General features: G+C 56.8%; 21 protein-coding genes. 11 read left to right on the forward strand and 10 right to left on the reverse strand.

The genetic code is table 11. The features are described 5' to 3' along the window. Positions 1-6 precede the first annotated feature (6 nt). Positions 7-216: a hypothetical protein gene (locus tag YBN1229_RS17925; RefSeq protein WP_046479526.1), complete on the reverse strand. Its 210-nt coding sequence runs from the start codon at positions 214-216 to the stop codon at positions 7-9. 135 nt (positions 217-351) lie between these two features. Here YBN1229_RS17925 and map point away from each other — a divergent pair, with 135 nt between their 5' ends. Continuing rightward, positions 352-1,101: a type I methionyl aminopeptidase gene (gene map, locus YBN1229_RS17930; RefSeq protein WP_046479527.1), complete on the forward strand. Its 750-nt coding sequence runs from the start codon at positions 352-354 to the stop codon at positions 1,099-1,101. A 46-nt stretch (positions 1,102-1,147) separates the two neighbouring features. Here map and YBN1229_RS17935 read toward each other — a convergent pair whose 3' ends face one another. Beyond that, positions 1,148-1,735 carry a TetR/AcrR family transcriptional regulator gene (locus YBN1229_RS17935; RefSeq protein ID WP_046479528.1) on the reverse strand — a complete coding sequence of 196 codons (588 nt, stop codon included), beginning with the start codon at positions 1,733-1,735 and terminating at the stop codon, positions 1,148-1,150. Between the two features lie 114 nt (positions 1,736-1,849). Between YBN1229_RS17935 and yghU the strand changes: the two genes are divergently transcribed. The 3 genes from yghU (at position 1,850) to YBN1229_RS17950 (ending at position 4,588) form a co-directional block, all read left to right on the forward strand. Next, positions 1,850-2,737 (forward strand): glutathione-dependent disulfide-bond oxidoreductase, encoded by an 888-nt coding sequence (yghU, locus tag YBN1229_RS17940; RefSeq protein ID WP_046479529.1) that lies wholly within the window; start codon positions 1,850-1,852, stop codon positions 2,735-2,737. Positions 2,738-2,895: 158 nt separating this feature from the next. Beyond that, on the forward strand, positions 2,896-3,807 hold the full coding sequence (locus YBN1229_RS17945) for a hypothetical protein (protein ID WP_046479530.1): 912 nt from the start codon (positions 2,896-2,898) through the stop codon (positions 3,805-3,807). A 79-nt stretch (positions 3,808-3,886) separates the two neighbouring features. Next, positions 3,887-4,588, forward strand: a complete 702-nt coding sequence (locus tag YBN1229_RS17950) for a class I SAM-dependent methyltransferase (RefSeq protein WP_046479531.1) — start codon at positions 3,887-3,889, stop codon at positions 4,586-4,588. Positions 4,589-4,602: 14 nt separating this feature from the next. On the opposite strand, the gene YBN1229_RS17955 is transcribed toward YBN1229_RS17950, so the two are convergent. Beyond that, positions 4,603-5,535: a DMT family transporter gene (locus YBN1229_RS17955; protein WP_244464963.1), complete on the reverse strand. Its 933-nt coding sequence runs from the start codon at positions 5,533-5,535 to the stop codon at positions 4,603-4,605. 295 nt (positions 5,536-5,830) lie between these two features. Here YBN1229_RS17955 and YBN1229_RS17960 point away from each other — a divergent pair, with 295 nt between their 5' ends. From YBN1229_RS17960 to YBN1229_RS17970, 3 genes are read left to right on the forward strand one after another with little or no spacing between them, the layout of a single operon-like run. Next, the gene (locus YBN1229_RS17960) at positions 5,831-6,985 is read left to right on the forward strand and encodes an MlaE family ABC transporter permease (protein WP_046479533.1); all 1,155 of its coding nucleotides are present in this window, start codon (positions 5,831-5,833) and stop codon (positions 6,983-6,985) included. Positions 6,986-6,994: 9 nt separating this feature from the next. Continuing rightward, entirely contained in the window at positions 6,995-7,771 is a 777-nt protein-coding gene (locus tag YBN1229_RS17965) for an ABC transporter ATP-binding protein (RefSeq protein WP_046479534.1), read from the forward strand. Positions 7,772-7,780: 9 nt separating this feature from the next. Then, positions 7,781-8,959, forward strand: a complete 1,179-nt coding sequence (locus YBN1229_RS17970) for an ABC-type transport auxiliary lipoprotein family protein (protein WP_046479535.1) — start codon at positions 7,781-7,783, stop codon at positions 8,957-8,959. A gap of 78 nt (positions 8,960-9,037) precedes the next feature. Here YBN1229_RS17970 and YBN1229_RS17975 read toward each other — a convergent pair whose 3' ends face one another. Together YBN1229_RS17975 and YBN1229_RS17980 are read right to left on the reverse strand one after the other, a co-directional pair. After that, the gene (locus YBN1229_RS17975) at positions 9,038-10,267 is read right to left on the reverse strand and encodes an alanine--glyoxylate aminotransferase family protein (protein WP_046479536.1); all 1,230 of its coding nucleotides are present in this window, start codon (positions 10,265-10,267) and stop codon (positions 9,038-9,040) included. 581 nt (positions 10,268-10,848) lie between these two features. Then, a complete protein-coding gene (locus YBN1229_RS17980; RefSeq protein ID WP_046479537.1) occupies positions 10,849-11,139 on the reverse strand; it encodes a GlsB/YeaQ/YmgE family stress response membrane protein in 291 nt (96 codons plus the stop codon). 362 nt (positions 11,140-11,501) lie between these two features. Between YBN1229_RS17980 and YBN1229_RS17985 the strand changes: the two genes are divergently transcribed. Continuing rightward, positions 11,502-13,898, forward strand: coding sequence for an arylsulfatase (locus YBN1229_RS17985; RefSeq protein WP_052744069.1), 2,397 nt, complete (start codon positions 11,502-11,504; stop codon positions 13,896-13,898). Between the two features lie 188 nt (positions 13,899-14,086). Continuing rightward, positions 14,087-14,419: a quaternary ammonium compound efflux SMR transporter SugE gene (gene sugE, locus YBN1229_RS17990; RefSeq protein WP_046479538.1), complete on the forward strand. Its 333-nt coding sequence runs from the start codon at positions 14,087-14,089 to the stop codon at positions 14,417-14,419. On the opposite strand, the gene YBN1229_RS17995 is transcribed toward sugE, so the two are convergent. The 4 genes from YBN1229_RS17995 to YBN1229_RS18010 form a co-directional block, all read right to left on the reverse strand. Continuing rightward, positions 14,388-14,930, reverse strand: a complete 543-nt coding sequence (locus tag YBN1229_RS17995; protein WP_046479539.1) for a hypothetical protein — start codon at positions 14,928-14,930, stop codon at positions 14,388-14,390. The two genes, sugE and YBN1229_RS17995, sit on opposite strands and share 32 nt — an antisense overlap. 37 nt (positions 14,931-14,967) lie before the next feature. Next, positions 14,968-15,519, reverse strand: a complete 552-nt coding sequence (locus tag YBN1229_RS18000) for a TIGR00645 family protein (protein WP_076605358.1) — start codon at positions 15,517-15,519, stop codon at positions 14,968-14,970. A gap of 116 nt (positions 15,520-15,635) precedes the next feature. Continuing rightward, the gene (locus tag YBN1229_RS18005; protein ID WP_076605359.1) at positions 15,636-16,304 is read right to left on the reverse strand and encodes an extensin-like domain-containing protein; all 669 of its coding nucleotides are present in this window, start codon (positions 16,302-16,304) and stop codon (positions 15,636-15,638) included. Positions 16,305-16,787: 483 nt separating this feature from the next. Then, entirely contained in the window at positions 16,788-17,540 is a 753-nt protein-coding gene (locus YBN1229_RS18010) for an alpha/beta fold hydrolase (RefSeq protein WP_046479541.1), read from the reverse strand. Between the two features lie 139 nt (positions 17,541-17,679). On the opposite strand from YBN1229_RS18010, the gene YBN1229_RS18015 reads away from it, so the two are divergent. Both YBN1229_RS18015 and YBN1229_RS18020 read left to right on the forward strand, forming a co-directional pair. After that, positions 17,680-17,934, forward strand: coding sequence for a zinc-finger domain-containing protein (locus YBN1229_RS18015; RefSeq protein WP_046479542.1), 255 nt, complete (start codon positions 17,680-17,682; stop codon positions 17,932-17,934). 91 nt (positions 17,935-18,025) lie between these two features. After that, on the forward strand, positions 18,026-19,210 hold the full coding sequence (locus YBN1229_RS18020) for an FAD-dependent monooxygenase (protein ID WP_046479543.1): 1,185 nt from the start codon (positions 18,026-18,028) through the stop codon (positions 19,208-19,210). On the opposite strand, the gene YBN1229_RS18025 is transcribed toward YBN1229_RS18020, so the two are convergent. After that, positions 19,207-20,652, reverse strand: coding sequence for a TrkH family potassium uptake protein (locus YBN1229_RS18025; protein ID WP_244464964.1), 1,446 nt, complete (start codon positions 20,650-20,652; stop codon positions 19,207-19,209). The two genes, YBN1229_RS18020 and YBN1229_RS18025, sit on opposite strands and share 4 nt — an antisense overlap.

Raw genomic sequence — 20,652 nt, forward strand, 5'->3', positions numbered from 1 at the left:
CGTAGCTCAGCTTGGATTGCGGCTGAGTATGCTACCTATAAGCACTAGAAGCGCTCCAAAGATAAGAATGCCGATCATTGGAGTGATCTTAATCTGTATCCAGTGATCTTTAAGCAGGTAGCCATATGCGTTGAGGACAGCAACAAAAATTAAGGCGAGTACTGACACTATTGCCAGCCAGCCTAATGCAAAGAGGAACCATCCAAGTCCGACCATTGCTCCCTCATCCTCGATCGCTACGTTCTCGTCAGAACTTTAGTACGATTTGCGATCGGTGAGCTTGGATTTCGTCGGGAATCTTCGACGTTTTGTGCGGGGAGATATCTTGCGTACGCTCATAGGACTACAGACTTGACCATTTCAGACGACGACAGCTTGGCGCGGCTCAAGGAGATTGGACGGATCGTCGCCAATACCCTTGAGGCCATGGGGAAGGCTATCGAGCCAGGCATGACGACGGCTGAGCTTGATCAAATTGGCCGTCGTCTGTTGGACGTTGAGGGTGCACGGTCAGCTCCGGAACTCGACTACGCATTTCCGGGAGCGACCTGCATCAGCGTGAACGAGGAGATCGCCCACGGTATCCCGGGGCCGCGCCGTATCGCGGAAGGTGATCTCGTCAACATAGACGTTTCCGCTGAAAAGGGCGGCTTCTATGCAGACACCGGTGCCTCCTTTGCCGTGCCGCCCGTTACGCGCTCAATTGAACGTCTGTGCCGAGACGGGCGACGGGCCATGTGGACGGGGTTGCGGCAGGTGGGAACCGGCAAACCGATCGCTGGGATTGGGCAAGCCATTGGCAATTTTGCACGCAAGAACCGGTACACCCTCGTGAGGAACCTTGCGAGCCACGGCGTCGGCCTGTCGTTGCATGAAGAGCCGACGGAGATCGCAACGTGGCCGAACCCTTCCGAGCGTCGTATCATGGGTGACGGGCTTGTGTTCACGGTCGAGCCGTTCCTGTCCTTGGGTGCCGAATGGGCCGAAGACGGTCATGATGACTGGACGCTTTACAGCAATCCCCAGGCCCCGACAGTTCAGTACGAACACACCATCGTCGTGACGCGAAACGGCCCGTTGGTCGTTACAACACCGGGGTAATGGTCGCCCCTCGGGCGGCCGAGCAATGACGGGAGGTCCCTCAGCTTCAGTCGCGGGAATCCAACAACGCGAGGGTTGGGGCTAGGACGCCTTCGAGGAGGGCGCGTTCGGGGCGGGCGCGGGCGAGAACGCGGATGCCCATCAGGACGCCGAGGAGGTGCCTTGCGAGATCTTCGGCCTCGCTTGACCGTGTAATCGTGCCGCTTTCTTGGCCGGCTTTCACGCAGTCGAGAAAGAAGGTTTCGACGCGTTTCATGGCTGTGGCGACGACTTTGCGGAATTCCGGATCGTGTGGGGCGACTTCGAGGGCCGCGTTTACCACCATGCATCCCTTGTGCTGACGGTCGTTCAGCGAGCGTTTCAATATTTCTTCGAAGAATGCGCCGATCGCTTCGCGTGGTGGGAGAGCTTCACAACGCTGTATCCGGTTTGCGATGCTCTCCTCGATGTAGTAGTCGAGCGCCCTTTGATAGAGCGCGCGCTTGTCGCCGAAGGCATTGTAAAGGCTTGCGCCGGTCAAGCCCGTGGTCTCGATCAGATCGCGGACCGAGGTTGCTTCATAGCCCCGGCTCCAGAAACATTCGATTGCCGCGTCGAGGACAGCCTCTTCGTCAAACTGTCGCGGTCTTGCCATTTCGTCGCCTGCTCACATTTGCGCTATCAGAGTCTTGTCAGAAGGCTCGTTGCATTGCATTTTAGAACGATAGAACTAAAACACAAGCTACAGGCAGCACACAAGAAGCGAACCATGGCAAACGCTCCCGAATATGTACCTCCGAAGGTCTGGACCTGGAACAAGCCAAATGGCGGCAAGTTCGCAAGCACCAATCGGCCGATCGCTGGACCCACACATGAGAAGGCGCTGCCTGTCGGGCGACATCCGCTCCAGCTCTATTCGCAGGCGACGCCGAACGGTCAAAAGATCACGATCATGCTGGAGGAGTTGCTCGCGCTTGGCCACAGCGGCGCTGAATATGATGCGTGGCTTATTCGGATTGGTGACGGTGACCAATTTGGAAGCGGGTTCGTTGAGGTCAATCCGAACTCGAAAATTCCCGCGTTGATGGATCGCTCGGGTCCGGAGCCTATTCGTGTTTTCGAGTCCGGTGCCATCTTGCTTTATCTCGCGGAGAAGTTCGGTGCGTTTTTACCGACAGAGCTGCGCGAGCGAACGGAATGCCTGTCCTGGCTGTTCTGGCAGATGGGGAGCGCGCCTTATCTTGGCGGCGGCTTCGGTCACTTTTACGCGTATGCACCCATCAAGATTGAGTACGCCATCGACCGCTTCGCCATGGAAACGAAACGTCAGCTGGACGTGCTCGACCGCCGCCTCGGCGAAAGCCCGTACCTTGCCGGCGACAATTATACGATTGCCGATATCGCGGTGTTTCCTTGGTACGGCGGACTTGTGAAGGGCTGGCTCTACGATGGAGCCGAGTTCTTATCGGTCCATGAGTACAAAAACGTGATGCGTTGGGCTGATGCAATCCTTGAGCGCCCGGCCGTGACGCGCGGACGTAAGGTCAACCGCATCTCCGGAAGCCTGTCGAGCCAGCTCCACGAGCGGCACGATGCTGATGACTTCAATACGAAGACGCAGGACAAGATTGCAGGGCAGGAAGCAAGCGCGTCCTGATCAGCAACGAACGTGCGAACGGATTGAAGGCACCCCTTTCGGGAATTTTTTGCGAAAATGAGTTCGTCGACGATGCTGTGGAGACACCACCGCGTTGTTGATCGTTCTTATGCTGACTATGGTCACATATGGCGTGGCCATAGTCAGGATATTCAATAATGCAGTGGTTTTTCTCGCGTTCTGTTTTGTTCCTGCTGTTTTTTTCAGCAATGGTTTCTCAGCCCTGGAGCGCAGGCCAGGATTTGGGTCGCGGTTCGGCGTTTGCGCAGGATGCGGACGCCGTTGCCGCGAAAGAAGCATTCGAAGTCGCAAAGGAGCTTGGCACGGCAGATGCCTGGAACGCGTTCCTAGCAAGCTATCCGACCGGCTTCTACGCCGATATGGCGCGCGCTTATTTGAAGAAGGCGGGCGGGCAATCGGAACCTGCCGCCGTCCCCGTCGTGTCGTCAGGTAAAGCGTCCGAACGCCAATGTTCTGAGCGCGCGGAGTTGCGCTCGCAAAGCTCCAGCGAGCCAACCAAGATCACATTCGTCAACAAGTCCGGGATGTATCGCGCCTTCCTGTGGATCGACTTCGAGGGCAATCTGCAGGACTACGGCGGCCTGAACCCCGGCGAGCAAATTACGTTCGATACGTATCGCACTCATCCCTGGATGGTCGCCACCGGTCCGGGAGACTGTCTGCAGATCTTCCTGCCTGCAGCCGAGCCGGCCACGGTAGAGTTGTTCCGTCTCGATGCGGATAACCCAAAGCCTTCAACACCGCCAAGAGCCAAGCCGACGGAGGCAAAGAAGAAGCCCCTCGTGTGCGGCAAGAACTACAAACTCCGGAACGGTGAGTGTGTGCTGCTCCAGAATTGCGGAAAGAACGCTTATCGCAGTGCGGAGGGTGATTGCTATTGCAAGAAAGGCTACCAGCTGCGGAATGGCAAATGCGTCTGGCCGCAGGATAAGCAGGGCTTTGAAGTCGCGCCGTGGAAGAAGCCGGGCTGCAAAACCTGGCAGGCTCAATGCAATAAGGGCAATGGTAATGCCTGCCGTAAGTACGAGGAAACCTGTCAGGTTAATTGAGCGACTGTTGCATCGCATTGACCGCTTCCAGATCATGTAATATCAAATGTTACATGATTTGGAACTCGAGAGGTCATGTATGCGAGCCGACGATTCCGTTAAAGCGATACTGGAAACGTTCTCCGATCCGGAGCATGTGGCGACATACGCAGAAGGGCCGCCGCGTTTTGTGCCGGGCTACAGCTCCCTTCATCGCATGACCGGGATCATGCTTGCGGAGAAGGCTCCCGCGGATGCGCGTGTGCTCGTCCTTGGTGCTGGGGGTGGTCTTGAGATCAAAGCACTGGCTGAGGAACAGCCGGGTTGGTCATTCGTCGGGGTCGATCCGTCGGCAGAGATGCTGAAACTGGCCGAACACATGCTGAAAGACCATTCACCGCGTGTGCATCTGATACAGGGATATATCGACGACGCGCCGGATGGGCCTTTCGACGCCGCGACGTGCCTGCTGACTTTGCATTTTCTCGATGCCGACGAGCGGCGGCGTACAGAGGCCGAGATTCAGCGCAGGCTCAAGCCCGGTGCGCCCTTCGTCGCTGCGCATTCGAGTTTCCCCCAGGGCGATGGTGAGCGCGGCCGGTGGCTGTCGCGATATGCTGCTTATGCGGTTGCCTCGGGCGCAGATCCGGAGAAGGTGGAGCAGGGACGTTCCAAGGTCGAGGCTAGCCTTTCCCTGTTCTCCCCGGAGCAGGACGAGGCGCTTCTGCGCGAGGCGGGCTTTTCGAACGTGACGCTCTTCTACGCGGCGTTTACCTGGCGTGGCTGGGTTGCCTACGCTTGACGGGTGTTCGGCGGCTAGGGGGCAGGTGGTGCAGGGCGGCGCCGTTGCAGGAAGCGGAGATTCTCTTTCCGGAGAGTCGTCAGCAAGACAGCGAATGTCGCGAGCACGAGACCGAAAATTTGCATCAGGTCCAGCGTTTCGCCGAACATGAAATGAGCAATGAGTGCAGTGACACCCGGTACGAGGTAGAACAGGCCGGCGACGGTCGCTACCGCGTTTTGGCGGATGAGCAGCATCAAAAGCGAGATGGCCCCGATCGAAAGGACGAGGACCAGCCACGCGAGTGCGAAGATGAAGTTCGGCGTCCAGTTCACTTCGCGCGTTTCGAATAACAGCGCGCCAGCGCTAACGATGATAAGGGCTCCGATGTACTGCCACACGGCACCGACCAAAAGATCGATGCGCGTAGCGAAACGCTTTTGGTAGAGCGTTCCCATGGTGATGGCACAGAGGGCAATCACGCTCGCCAGGATCGTGTAACCGTTGATGCCCGTGCCCGCAGAAGTTGCGAGATCAAACTTTGGGGCGAGGATTAGGATCGCCCCGACAAGACCGATCGCCAGACCGAACCAGTTCTGTGCCGAAACACGTTCGCCGAGCAGTGGCCCAGCAAGAACCGAGGTCATAATGGGCTGTAGCGATACGATGAGGGCGGCAACCCCGGCAGGCATTTCCCGATGGATGGCCCAGAATACTCCGCCGAGGTAGAAGCCGTGTATGAGGGCGCCTACGACGATTGCGTGCCCGCGTTCGTGCCAGCCGCCAGCTCGCTGCTGAAAAAATAGTGCAACGGGCAGCAATAATCCCAGCACGAGCAAGAATCGAAGCGAGAGGAATGTGAACGGCTCTGCGTCCGGCGCGCCAAGCCGAGAGCCGATGAAACCGGTCGACCAGAGAACCACGAACACTAAGGGCGCGACGCGCATCAACATCTGTGAAGTCACCACTCATGATCCTCAGAGCGACGGGGTGAACGTTTGCTCGACCGTCCATGATTCTTTGGGCTGACTGTACAGCCGCAGGAACAGTTCGGCGACTGCTTCTGCATCCTAGGAGCCAGGCGCGTGTCAGCCGATAGGGGGAGGACCTCTACGTCGAGGCCGGGTCCTAGGTTGGCCGCACGAAGACGTGAGCAGATTACGGCGCTTTTTTAATGTTACTCTCGCCCCACCTAGGGCGCTGCGCTGTCTAGCGATAAGATCATTCGTCGTCCGCATATCTTGTACACGGAATAGAGCGCGCATGGACTCTGCGCTGGTATCGAGCAGTTCTCCGACCCTAACCTTTTCGCGACGGGAAGGACGCGTGGTGTTTGTCGCGGCAGGCAACTGGACCGCCGCGTACGCCGATGCTCTTGAAGACCTTGTTGAAGGAGCCTCGGCCCGGATTGCTGAGGAACCACTTTCCGCTTTGGACCTGAACGCGGTCGCGGAACTCGACACCTTTGGCGCCGTCTTTCTAGAGCGGTTGCGGCACCAGGGTGGTAGGCTTGAAAAGAATATCCCAGTCAATGGCCTCGCTGAGCGCCTTCGCCCTCTTTTTGAAGAGGTAGACAGTTCCATAGTGGCGCCGCAGGCCGTCAATGTTCGCGGCAACGCCCTCGTCGACTACCTGTCAAATGTCGGAAGAGCCATAACGGGAATCTGGAGTGACCTCGTCGCGCTTGCTGCGATGCTTGGCGCGATCTGTGCATCGGTGTGGCGCATTGTTTTGCATCCATTGCGTTTTCGATTGACGTCTGCCGTTCATCATCTTGATCGCGTGGGTTGGCAAGCTGTGCCAATCATACTTCTTATAACATTTCTTATTGGCGGGATTATCGCCCAACAGGGGATCTTTCACTTTCGCAAGTTCGGTGCCGACGTCTACGTCGTGGACATGGTCGGCATTCTTGTGTTGCGTGAGATCGGCGTTCTGATTGTTGCGATCATGGTCGCAGGGCGTTCGGGAAGCTCCTACACAGCTGAGCTTGGCTCGATGAAGATGCGTGAGGAAATCGATGCCCTAGAGACTATGGGGCTCGATCCGGTCGAGGTGTTGGTTCTGCCGCGTGTCGTTGCGTTGGTCATTGCGCTGCCGATCCTGACCTTTCTCGGTTCGATGTCGGCACTGTACGGCGCGCAGTTGGTGGCGTGGCTCTACGGCGGAATGAGCCCCGAAATTTTTCTTACGCGGCTCAAGGAGGCAATCTCGGTTACGCACTTCAAGGTTGGAATGATCAAAGCGCCGTTCATGGCACTGGTCATAGGGATTGTGGCGTGCGCTCAAGGCCTTCAGGTTAAAGGCAGTGCGGAATCGCTAGGATTGCAGACTACGGCCTCTGTTGTGAAGGCCATCTTCTTGGTCATCGTGCTTGATGGGCTTTTTGCCATCTTCTTTGCGTCAATCGATATGTGAGCCAAGCGCATGGATCCAATCATCAGGATACGGGATCTTGTGGTGGGCTTCGGTGATCGCACCGTCCTTGATCACGTAGACTTGGATGTGAACCGCGGTGAGATTTATGGACTGGTGGGCGGTTCGGGCAGCGGAAAGTCTGTCTTATTGCGAACGATCATTGGTCTTTTATACGCGCGGCAGGGAACGATTGAAGTTTTGGGCGTACGCTTGAATGGGGCAACGGAAACCCAGCGTCGAGCCATCAATCGACGATGGGGGGTTCTGTTTCAGCAGGGTGCGCTGTTCTCCTCTTTGAGCGTTCGTCAGAACGTTCAGTTTCCCATGCGCGAGTATCTGAATCTCACGCCTGACATGTTGAATGACATCGCGCGGGTGAAGCTCGAAATGGTGGGGCTCAAGTCCACCGATCACGACAAGCTCCCTTCCGAGCTTTCGGGGGGGATGATCAAGCGTGCCGCGTTGGCGCGCGCCCTTGCTATGGACCCTGAACTTGTATTTCTCGATGAGCCGACGTCGGGTCTCGACCCCATCTCTGCTGGAGATTTCGACAGTCTGATCCGAACGCTTCAGAAGACGCTAGGGCTTACCGTTTTTATGATCACCCATGATCTCGACAGCCTCTATACGGTTTGTGACCGTGTTGGTGTCATTGCTGACGGCAAGGTCGTGGCGTCGGGGTCGATCCAGAGCATTTTGGAATCGCCGCATCCCTGGGTGAAGTCTTACTTCCGTGGACGTCGGACGCGTGAGCTTGGCAGTCATGTCTCCGATGCAGCCAGTTGAGATCTGAAAATGGAAACAAGAGCACGATACGCGCTGATCGGTTTGTTCGCACTCGGTGTGATCATTGCTGGATTTGGTTTCGTGTATTGGCTGCAGGGTGCAGGTGGCATTCGACAACGAGCGACCTACCAAATTCGCTTTGAAAGTCCGGTTTCAGGTTTGCTCGTCGGTTCGAATGTTCTGTTCAATGGCATACGGGTTGGTGAAGTGACGTCTCTCGATCTCGACCCCAAACAACCTAAGCAGGTTATGGCAACGATCGCTGTTGATCCGTTCACACCGGTTAAGCGCGACACCACGGTCGGTATCGACTTTCAAGGATTGACGGGAGCGCCTGTGGTTGCTCTTTCCGGGGGGAGCGCTGAAGCTTCAGTCTTGACGGCGTCTGATGGTAAGACACCACTTCTTCTGGCGGCGCCCAACGTCGGTGAGACGCTGACTCAGTCGGCACGCGACACCTTGTCGAACCTTGACAAAATTCTTTCTGACAATTCGGCGCCTCTGCACGACGCTATCAGTAATATCAGCACGTTCTCGCAGGCTTTGGCGCGAAACTCCGACAAGGTTGATGGGATATTGGCGGGGTTGGAGCGGATGACGGGTGGCACGGCTGGTAAGCCGCCTGTCCCCGTCTACAGTTTGACTGGTGTACGTGACCTGCCGCCCTGCACACAGACGATCGACAAGCAGCTTGTCGTTCCTGATCCGAGTGCGTTGATGTCCCTTAGCAACAATAAGATTCCCGTGAAGGGGGCTTTGTCCGATCCTCATGCGTTCGACAATGGAGAGCTAGCGGACGCTATTCCGGCTATTGTTCAGGCCAAGGTCATCGAAAGTCTTGAGAATACGAAGTGCTTTCGGTCTGTGACCCGGCCGATAGACGCGTTGGAAAGTGACCTGCAGTTGGTCCTGGATATTCGGACCTTCGCGATACTCGCCGGACCGGATCTCAAGGCCGATGTCGACATCTCCGCCAATCTCGTTTCGAGTGACGGCAAGGTTCTAGGATCGCGAGTTATCCATGAGATGGCAGGTCTAACAGCGCCGGACGCATCGGACGCTGTCGCAGCGCTGGATGGTGCATTCGGGAAGGCGCTGAGGGTTTTGATCCCTTGGGCGACGGGCTTGGCGCGTTCTGCTCATGCGAACGCGGAGCCGTTGCCTTCGTCGAAGGCAGGTGAACGCTGATAGGTGTTTGGTGGGTGAGTGGTCGTCTGCGGGTTTTGAGTGGCAGGCCGGGCGCGTCAACGCCCGGCCCTTCAGCGCTTAAGCGGCTTGTGCGTAGTAGGACTTGAGACCGTTCAAAACGTTCTGCTTGTCGAAATTTGCGCCCATTTCGAGCATTTCGTCAGCGAAGCGGTTGACGATTTCCGCGATTTGCTCTGCTGAAAGCTGGTTCAGGATGCCAATGCGTACCTGGACAGGCTCAGACAGAGTTGGCCAGATGCCGAAGCCTTTGGCGCGTGCATTCGCGACGAGGTCCTTTTCTTTGCCCCGCAGCTTGTCTGGGAGGTTCAGAACGACGAGGCTCGTCATGTCGGAGGTTACTTCGCAGCCCATGCTCTCAACGGCCTGGCGCAGCGCTTTCTCGTGGTAGGCGTAGTCGGAAGCCTTCCGACGACGTCCGTAGCCGAGGATAATGCGCAGCGCTTCATGGAACGCGGCGATCGCGTAGCACGAATGCGTCTGGTGATAGACGGCATTCGGCACGTCCTTACCATCGACGATGCCCCAGTGACGCGCGTCGAGGATTGGGTGGTGCACGTAAGTGCGGCAGCCGCGCTTCTTGACCATATCGATGGCCTTGTCGGTGAAGCTCACTGGCGCGTAGGTGAGCGGCAGGGACAGAACCCCCTTTTGCGGACACGACGCCCAAGCGACAACGCCAGGATAGTCATCGATGTTGAAGTCGGCGACGCCGAGGCTGGAGACGGCGTCAACGATGCCCATTACGCCATGCTTAAGGCAGGCATCTGAGAAACCTTTGAGGTCGTTGATGCGGCCGGAGCCTGTTTCCCAGTGCGCCATGAAGGCCCACATCGGCTTATGCTCAGCCAATGCCGCATCGACGGTTGCGCCCGTCACGGACTGGCCATGTGGCGTTTCAATGATGCTGACGCTCGCCGGCTTTGGATTGAGCGGGTCGGCGGCCAATTCTTCGGCAGTCGCAGCCTTCATGCGAATGGTCAGGCTGTCGATGCCGGAGAACGTACCGTTCGGGAACGCTACGACCTTGTCGCCTGGCAGGATCATCGAGAGCACGCAATCGAGACCGGAGAAGCCGGTGCCGGCGACGCCATACGTGTAGACGTTCTTGGTTCCCCAGAGGTCGCGCAACATCTCTTTGGCTTCGATCATGCCGCGCACAACGTCTTTTTGCATGTGGTCGGCAATGCCCGTCTTGGCGAAGCGTTCGAGCACGCGTGGATCGGTATTGCCCGGGCCCGGCCCGGCGGCGAGTGTTGCCGGAATCTCGAGGGATGGGTATATCGTCATAATAACCTCTGGTTGCATTTCGTTCGACAGTAGGTCTGAGGCTGTCCGCGATCATCCGATCTCTTCAGCTGCGCAACCCAGAAGAGCCTTGAAATGCGGATGGCCATCGGGCCGCTCATACTACGAAAGCCTAATGAGATGAGTTGCACAAGTGCAATTCTCGGGAATAACGCGCGACCCATTGACAGCTGCTTGGTCCGAATGGCGCGGTACCCAGGGAAATAACCCTCAGTTATCCCAGTAGATCGTGACATTTTGGCCGATAGCGATGCCCGCAGACGCGTTTTCGCGCCCCATACAACCTGCTGTTCCAGTTGCTGATCGTATGCGTGCGATTGTCGGGGTTTCGGCCGATTACGCTGATGTAGGCAGGGGCGCGGGTCGCTTGATTCCCGCTCTCGTAGGGGCCGCGCCAGGTCTGGGTAACTCGACCGTCGGGCTACTGTGGCGTGGCCTGTCAGTGCGTCGAGAGCCAAGCGCCGGTAAGATGTGCCATGTCTATCATCTACATCTAATCTGGGGCGGCTTATGGCTAAATGTGGTCAAGGGACAGAGGCCGTGACATGTCCTTTTGCTCTATGTCACGGAGTGGATTTGTAGCGATCGTAGAGCCATTTCGCCAAGAGCACTAGGAGAGAGCCTAGGACAGCCGCGAGTATGTCGCGCAGTGAGATCGAGATTCTGTCGAGGTCTGGCCAGATGCCAAAGAGGCGGAACAGCATTCCTCCGACCAGTGCGCCCACGAGGCCCAGGGCGATATTCGAGGCTAGGCCGAATCCCTTCTTGTCCCAACGCACAATCAGGCCTGCAAGGCTTCCGCCGATGATCCCGATGATCACCCAGACGATGATTTGGTCGATGGAAATGGACATGGTTGTTTTCCGATAAGCTGATTGAGCTGGACGTAAAGTAATTTCGCTCGCGATTTTGACGCGGTCAATTCTCCGTATTTGAAATTAGTTAGCCGATCTAATTTTCCTAAATCTTCGGCAGGCTTGTCGGACACTTTCGTATTCAGATTGACGTTCAGAGGATGTCCACCAGTTTTACGTGGTGGGTATGAGGGTGTTCGCACGCTATTGCTATGGCTTTTTAAGTCGACGTCGTAACTGCAGTCTATTGCGTATATAATTTGTTTCATCAGACGCGTGATTTTTGCGGAACCCTTGAACTCGAACGGCGTTGGGGCGGCAGGGAAGGGGATGGGCGCTACCGCTTCGAGCGGAGTTTTCCCATGCGTGAAAAGTTTTCGGCTCTCCTGGCTGGAGCTGCGACCCTCGCCTTATCGGCTCTCTTTTTTCCTGCTTCTGCCCAGACGTCGGGTGCTGGTACCGACACGGTATTGCCTCGACCTGAGGCGCCTTTCAAAGGGAAGATCGGCGAAACGTATAAGGACTCGACGCCTGACTTTCCGCGCCAAGTGCATGCACCGGAGGGGGCTCCGAACGTCCTTGTAATTTTGCTCGACGATGTGGGTTTCGGTCATGCCGGAACGCTCGGAGGTGCGGTGAAGACCGCGACGATGGATCGCCTCGCACGCGACGGCATCGTGTTTAACCAATTTCATACCACGGCCCTTTGCTCCCCTACACGCGCGGCGCTTTTAACGGGGCGCAATCATCACAGCGTTGGAACGGGCGTTATTATCGAGATGGGGACAGGGTACCCCGGCTATACCGGCATTGTTCCACCTTCTGCTGCCGGATTGCCGGAGGTTTTGCGGCTCAACGGGTACGCGACTGCCGCCTTTGGAAAATGGCATAATACGCCTGCAAACGAAATTTCGCCGGCCGGGCCTTTCGACCGTTGGCCCACGGGACGAACATGGGGATTTGAGAATTTCTACGGCTTCATGAATGGCGAGACGAGCCAGTTTTATCCTGTTCTTTATCAAAATACGTCACCCGTCGCGCAACCGAAGCAGCCCGATCAGGGATACCATTTCACTGAGGATATGACCGATCAGGCCATCGGTTGGCTTAACCGGATCAATGCAACAAACCCTCAAAAGCCGTGGTTTCTCTATTATTCGACGGGGGCGATTCATGCGCCGCACCACGTGCCCAAAGAGTATCGGGAGAAGTACCGCGGCAAGTTCGATGCGGGATGGGATAAGTACCGCGAAGAAACCTTCGCACGGCAAAAGCAGCTCGGCGTCATTCCGGAAAACGCAAAGTTGACACCACGTCCTGATGAAATTCCAGCGTGGGACGATCAATCTGCAGATGCCAAACGCATCTATGAGCGTTTGATGGAAAATTACTCCGGATTTCTGGAGCACACCGATGTTCAGGTCGGACGCCTGATTGATACAGTCCGGGCTGCGGGTGAACTCGATAACACGCTCATCTTCTTCATTGTCGGGGACAACGGAGCTTCTGCTGAAGGCGGATTAGAAGGAACGGTCAACGAAATTGCGAGCATAAACGGCATTCAACTTGGGCTTGAGGGCTTGAAGGAAAAATTCGACGAAATTGGCGGGCCGGAAACGGAACCGCATGTTCCCGTCGGTTGGGCCTGGGCTGCGGATGCCCCTTTTAAATGGACGAAGCAGGTAGCTTCTCATTTTGGGGGGACCCGCAACGGACTGATTGTTCACTGGCCTAAGGGCATGAAAAGCAAGGATGGGTTACGCACGCAATTTCATCACGTCATCGATATTGCTCCGACAATTCTTGAAGCCGCGGGTATTCCGGAGCCCACCATCGTCAATGGCGTTGAGCAGAAACCCATTGAAGGTGTCAGCATGAAATACGCCTTCGATGACGAGGCCGCACCATCTCACCGTACGGTGCAGTATTTTGAAATGCTTGGGAACCGAGGAATCTATAAGGACGGTTGGATGGCGACCACACGACACGGGCGCCTGCCATGGGAAACGGCAGGAGCTCAGGGAAACTTCGATTCCGACAAATGGGAACTCTACAATTTGAATGATGACTTTACACAGGCGAATGATTTGGCGCAGCAGTTCCCAGATAAGGTCGAAGCCTTGAAGTCCGCGTTCATGGAAGAGGCCCGCAAATATAATGTTCTGCCCCTCGATGACAGAATGTCGGAACGGTTCGATGTGACGTTGCGACCTAATCCGTTGGCTCATCTTAATTCGGTTGAATACGGAGCGGGTGTGACCGGGATAAATGAAGCCGCGTTCCTAAATACGCATGGTGTTCCATTCAAGATTACAGCGAATGTGGAGGCGAATGACTCGGATGCCGAGGGAGTAATTGCCGCTATCGGCGGTATCACTTCGGGCTGGTCACTTTATGTGGCCGATGGAAAGCCGGTCTTCACGTACAACTTTTTCGATGTTGAGAAATATTCCGTTCAGGCATCGGAAGCCCTTCCGGCTGGCGCGGCAACAATCGAGGTGGACGTTGTGCCGACTGAAGCTGGCGCAGGCAAACCGGCGGACGTCACGCTTCGGATGAATGGCCAGCACGTTGGAGAAGGGCGGGTGGAGCGAACCGTTCCCTTTGCCTATGGGGTTGAAGGTTTTGACGTTGGGATGGATACCGTATCCCCCGTAGACAGCGACGAGTACCAGTCACCGTTTGCATTCACTGGGATGATCAAAGGCGTCACTGTAGAGCGTCAGCCGGAGAGTGTTTTGGAACGCGCAATAAAATAGGTTTGGGTTCGAAACGCACTCTTCAACTGGGAGAGTTGGTCCACACCGGCGGCATTATGTCGGTGTGGGCTCGTTTGTCTTGACCCTGCGAATAAGGTGGTTATCTAGCTTGGTGTGCCCGCGAGGACGACCTCGCGTTTTTCTGGGCGCTTTAGCCGGGACGACCTGGCTGACAGTAGAGGTCAGTCATGGCTCAGCAAACGGCGTGGATTATCCTTATCATTGCCGGCGTTATCGAGATCGGTTGGGCGATCGGGTTGAAGTACACCGAGGGCTTTAGCCGACTCGTTCCTTCGCTTCTGACGATATCGGCGATGGTGATCAGTATGTACCTGCTGTCGATCGCCGCGCGGCATCTTCCTATCGGTACGGCTTACGCCGTGTGGGTGGGTATTGGCGCTCTTGGCGCAGCAATCCTCGGAATGTTTCTTTTCGGTGAGTCTCGCGATCCGATCAGACTGGCTTGCCTTGCTTTGATTGTGATCGGCGTCATTGGTCTGAAGACGTTTTCGCGTAGTTGATGGTTACGTGATGCGTGCTTTCAGCCTGCCGGTCGCGTTCGCGCGCGAGGGCCGCTATGATCAAGGCGCTCATTGCCAGAAGCTGGAAAGCTGCACCGGCTAGGTGGGAGTATTCCCATTGCCGGCGCAATGTCTCCCAGTTCGGCGGAATGCTCGTCCAGTTCACGGTCGCTACGTTGGCCGGGTAAGTATAGATCCAAAATAGGGCCTGGGCGGCAATCAGACATAACAGAGCGAGAATAGCGAAGCCGCGCACATAGGGAGCGTGTCGCGCCAAGATGATGACCGACATTATCGCGATAAGTTGGAGAAACAGCACGTAAGCGAGCTGGTTCCAGCCGCGATAGGTTTGCTGGACCGTGAAGTACTCGCTGACCGATAGGCCGATTTTGTTGGGTAATTCCAACGCATGAGCGAGTGCCGCCCCGAGTGCGATGGCTGTTGCAAGCAGAGCGAAGAAAAGCGCGACGTCACAGCTTATCGAACGGCGCCGTATCCCATGAACGTGCATGGGCGAAGAACGTCCTGTGGATGTCTGCGTTCCACGATCAGTTTTTCTTCGCGGGTTTTGCGGTGAGGGCGATGCGATCGACGATTGCTAGAGCAATGGCACTGGCGACGAAGGCCAAGTGGATGAGCGTCGACCACATAATTTTGCTGTCCTCATACTGAGGCGCGTTGAGAAACACCTGCAGCAGATGAATGGATGAGATCGCAACGATCGCGGACGCGATTTTGACCTTCAAGCTGCCGGTATCGATCTTGCCAAGCCATCCGAGTTCGTTGTTGCTCGCTTTATCGAGGCGGCTGACAAAGTTCTCATAGCCGGACAGCATCACCATCACCATGAGGCTTGCAACGAGGCAGGCGTCGATCAATCCCAGCATCGCAAGGATGATTTCGTTGTCGTTGAGTACAAATATTTTCGTCGCGACTTTCGCGGACTTTGCGATGAAGGAGATCGCGTAGACACCAAGAGAAATGGCTAGGCCGAGATAGAATACGACAAGGATCCATCGGCTCGCTAGCAGTGAGTTCTCGATAAATGCCTCTATGAGGTCGCCCGTTTTGCGAGGCGTCTCAGGGGTGGGGTCGCTCATGCGCTTCTCCGGAAACAACAGCCCGCCCTAATAGCTTGCTGCTTTTTTCCAAACAAGCAGGGTGCGGCAGCGCGGCGCGCTCGCACTGCGTTATATTTCTGGCGCCGTTCATTCTGCTAGCGGCAGACTTTTCGCGTGCCGCCGCGACGGGCGAGGTCCATGTGGAAATGATCGTGGTGATTGCTGTCGTAGTTGGGCCCGAGCACTGTTGTGAAACGCTGGCAGGCGCCTTGATGTACAACGCGAAGGAAATCTCTTTCGTCAGGTCTCCCTCCCCAGCCACGCGTGACGCTGATGGTACGGCCATTGGAAAGCTCGAAGCCCGATACATCCAAAGCGTTGGCGTGGCCGTGTTCTGAAAGCTTGGCACCTGAAACGTGGTTCATGGGGCGACAGCCGTAAGAGGCGGCGACTTTTATGCTCACTAGGTCGGCGTTGAAATAGTGACGCGCGGCCGGAATAACCGATCGGCGGACCCAATCGTCGACTGGGTTGATCATCGGGCATCGCAAGAGGGCAGCGGGTCTCATTGCGACGCGCCCGTTATCGGCAGCCGACATCTCAAAGGGACGCTCCGCTCCGCAGACACTCGGTCCGCCCAATGCTGAGCGTGTCCGAATAAAGGGACTTTCGCGCACGACGCCGGCAGCCAGACACGCTCTTTCGCTCTCCGCGCGCCAAGGTTCGTATTTGGCGACGAAGTTCGTGGATGTGCCACAGCTGGCTGCGAGAAACGCAACGAGAAGGCAGGCTGATATGTTTACGCTTTGTATACGGACTGACATCGGTGGGGAGTTTACTGAAATCTGCTAAATATCCGGTGAACGCCCACCTTCCCCAAACGATGAAATGACCTAAAAATCCGGCTTTACTTCGGCCTTACGGCGGCATGAATCAGTATGCCGCATTCATCAAATATATTGTTTGGCAACGCGAGAGCGCCGCTTATCCACAGCCGAATGTGGCGTGGTGTTCGCAGCTCAGGACTCTGGGGACCGCTTGTGCTATTTTTTCTCTTGTCCAGGCTTGCGATTAGGGTGCGGCGTTCGCAGGGTTCCACTGGATGGCTAACACACTCGTATTGCGTTGCAGGTATCGCGTAATGTGTGAGCGAATGGTGTAAAGGCTCCGGCTGTTTTGCTACCGGATGATCTGTCGACATTCCCCGCGTTTGTCTTTGACGGATCCCCATGGTGGCTTGGCTGGGGCCTTTACTGCGTTCGTTTGTGCAGGAGCCAGTCTGTCGAGGGTGTTGCTGCCCCGGTTTGTCAGTCGTTGCGCGAAAGAAATTCCAAGACAGCTTTTTTGTAACCCGCGTCCCCGACGGCCTTCATATGGTCGCGCCCTGCAATTTCGTAAGCTTCGGCCCCTGGGATCAGCTTAGCTAATTCAACTGCGGAACCACCGATTACATCGTCACTGCCGACGGCCACGAGGACGGGACACGAAATCCGTGCGATATCCTCTCGTGTTATGGGGTCGCGACTTGAGCGAATGCAGGCGGCGAGCGCCTTCAGGTCGCTTTTCGTCTGCTCGGCGAATGCACGGAAGGTTCGTGCCGTCGGGTTTGCAACGTCGTCAATGCTGTCAGCTTCGAGCGCATGGGCGATCGGCCCGGTTCCGGCCATCCCGCGGACCATGTTGAAGCCCAATCCGGCGAAGATGGCGGTGCGGACCCGCGTTGGATGCGCCAGGGCCAGGAACGCACATATGCGTGCGCCCATCGAATATCCCATAACATCAGCGCGTTCGATCTGGAGATGGTCGAGCAGACGGCGGCAATCCTCCGCCATCAGGGGAGCCCCGTATTGTGCTGTGTCGTAGAGCTTTTCGCTCTGTCCGTGGCCACGATTGTCGATGGCGATAACGCGCCTTCCGGCCTTTGTGAGGGTCGTGAGCCAATTCGTTGCGGCCCAGTTCATGGCGACATTGGATGCAAAACCGTGTACGAGCAGTATTGGTGGTCCGTGCCCTTCGTCGAGATAGGCGATTTCGACACCATCGGACTGGAAGGTCTGCATAAATCTCGGGCCTTTTTGGTTGAGAACGATGGGATGTTATGGTTCCCGGCGACGTAGCGGCGCATGTGTTCCCCTACCATCGCGATCGCCTGGCGGCTATCGTGTATTGGACGCAAAAATTTCGAGAGCAGCGAGAGACATGGCTGGCAATATCATTCCACATTTCGCTAACGATGAGGGTGTTGAGAGAATCTCCATCGGCGTAAAGGAATTTAACTGCATGGGTGCGCGGGACCCGTACGATCATCCTCACGTCTATCTCGATATGGGCACAGACAACGAGATCATCTGTCCCTACTGCTCGACGCTTTACGTTTATGATGCACAACTCGGGCCTGAAGAGAGCGTTCCGGCTGGTGCTATTGTACACGAGGCCGCCGGTCGCGCGGCCTGAGCATTCGAGTGACGTCGCGGTAGGGAGCGGTGATGGATCAAGAGCTGCGCGGTGCGTTGGAAACCGCCGCTCGTGATGTTGTGCAGCCCCGATGAGCAAATTTGATAGTGTCTTACTCATCGCCGGTGGCGGTATTGGTGGGTTGGCAACGGCTTTAGCCCTGGCTCGGCGTGGTTTCGCTTCGCATGTCTTCGAAAAGCGAACGGTATTTTCAACCGAAGGCGCCGGCATTCAGATTGGTCCTAACGGTGGGCATGTGCTCGCTCTTCTCGGGCTTCGGGAAGCGCTGCGATCCAAGGCTGGAATTCCACACGCTGTTCGTGTCCATGATGGACGTAGCGGTGGGGTGCTTTGCCGGATACCACTGGGTGATCACATCGCACGGCGCTACGGAGCGCCCTACTGGGTCTTTCATCGTGGCGATCTTCATGCTGCGTTACTCGACGCGGCACGTGATTGCCCATTGATCACGTTGAGCTCCGGCGCGGAGGTCACGGGTCTCTCCCAGGGTGCGGACACGGTGTGTGCCGAAACAGCAGATGGGAGCCGGCTAGAGGGTGCGAGCCTGGTTGCAGCGGACGGCCTGTGGTCCGGTTTGAGATCGCAATTTTTCGGTGAACGAAGGCTGGTGTTCTCAAATCGTAGCGCGGCGCGCGCGGTCCTGCGGATCGAGGACGTACCCTCAGGGATTTCCAGTAGCGACGTTGGGCTTTGGCTCTCGGACAAGGCTCATGTCGTTCATTATCCCGTGCGCGGTGGAAGCGAACTCGCACTGGTTGTCGTTCGGCACGATGAGTCCTCCGCACCGGGTTGGAGCGCGGACGTGTTGCCGATGTGGGTGCGGGAGGGTGTGCGAAGTTTTGCGCCTGTTCTTCAGGATCTTGTCTCTGCTGTCTCAGATTGGCGGAAGTGGGGACTTTATGATTTGCCCGAACCTCCCGCGTTCGTGAATGGGCGTGTGGCGTTGCTTGGTGATGCAGCGCATCCGGTTCTGCCATTTTTGGCGCAGGGTGGTGTGATGGCGCTCGAGGATGGTTTCGTGCTCGCTCAGTGCGTGGCGGCACATGAGGACGTTAGCGCGGCGTTTTCGGCCTATCAGTTCGCTCGCCGACAGCGTGTCCTTCGGGTGCAGGGGGCCTCACGGAAGAACGGCCGCATCTATCATTTGCAAGGGGCCTTGGCGACGGCGCGTAACCTTACGCTGAAGGCTGCGCCTCCCGGTATGCTTTTGTCTCAATATGATTGGCTTTACGGCTGGCACCCCGATGAGGGCTAGCCCCGCCAAAATTCAATCCGGAATAGAACGAGCACGGTGAACAGTTCGAGCCGGCCGAGCAGCATCGCGAAGGATAAGACCCATTTTGCTGCGGCAGGCAGGCTTGAGAAGTTGCCTGCTGGACCGACGATATCGCCGAGACCGGGGCCGACGTTACCAATAGCCTGGGCGGACGACGACATGGCGGTCACGAAGTCGAGGCCCATAGCCGACAGGACGACGGTGAAGATGCCGACGGTCGACATGTAGATTGTCAAAAACGCGACGACGGAGAAGGGCACGTCGGCTGGCAATCGTTTGCCATTGTAGACGAGAGTGACGACCCGGTTGGGACTCATGAGGTGGACGAAGTGGCTTCGCGTCAAAAGCGCGGTGACCTGAAGCCGATAAATCTTAATGCCGCCTGCCGAAGAGCCAGCGCAGCCGCCGATAAAGGTTACGAGGAAGAACAAGCCAACGGCGAAGGGGCCCCACTGCATGTAGTCGGAGCTGGCGTAGCCCGTGGTCGTCATGATGGAGGTGAGGTTGAACGCCGACATGCGTAGCGCAGTTGTCGGCTCAAGGCCGCGTGCCGTGATCAGCCAGAATGTCATGATCAGCCACAGCCCAATGAGAAACATCAGGAAGCCGCGAACCTGCGTGTCGCGCCACAGCGCTTCAGGGTGATTGCGCATCGCTTTGACGTAAACGACGAACGGCAGCGCGCCGAGAATCATGAAGAGGACACAAGCCCACTCGAGCGCTGGCGAGCGGAAAAATCCGAAACTCTCATCGTGGGTTGAGAAGCCCGCGGTCGAGACTGTCGAAAGGCCATGACAGATGGCATCGAATGGCGTCATGCCGAGTGCCATGTAGACCGCGATGCACGCGACGATGAGCCCGACGTAAACGCCGGCGATCGCCAATGTCAGCTCGATGGCACGCGGGAGAACTTTTTCGGATTTATCTGAGCTCTCCATCTGGAACAACTGCATGCCGCCGACCCGCAGGAACGGCAGCATGATGATCGCGGTCAGAATGATACCGATGCCGCCAAGTCCCTGGAGAATGGCTCGCCAGAGAAGGATACCCCGTGGAAGCTGGTCGAGCTGGGTCAGGACTGTTGAACCCGTGGTTGTCAGTCCGGACATCGCTTCGAAATATGCATCGGCGAATCCGAGTCCGAGCCCGGCAAAAGGTGCAGCGGCGAAAGCAGCCACCGTTACCCAGCATAGCGTCGTCAGAAGGAAGCCTTCCTTGATGCCAAGAGGGGCGGGCTGGTCCTCGTAAGCGACGAGGATCAGGAGACCTCCGATGAAGAACGTCGCTACGGCTGAGGTGAAAAAGACGCGCCAATCCTCGTGGCCATCGGCCACGTCCACGACGGCCGGGAGCACCATCGCGGCGGCAATGGTGCACAGGATCAGGCCCAGTGCGAAAAGAATCGGACGAAATTGGATCAA

Source organism: Candidatus Filomicrobium marinum (assembly GCF_000981545.1).
Classification (GTDB): Bacteria; Pseudomonadota; Alphaproteobacteria; order Rhizobiales; family Hyphomicrobiaceae; genus Filomicrobium; species Filomicrobium insigne.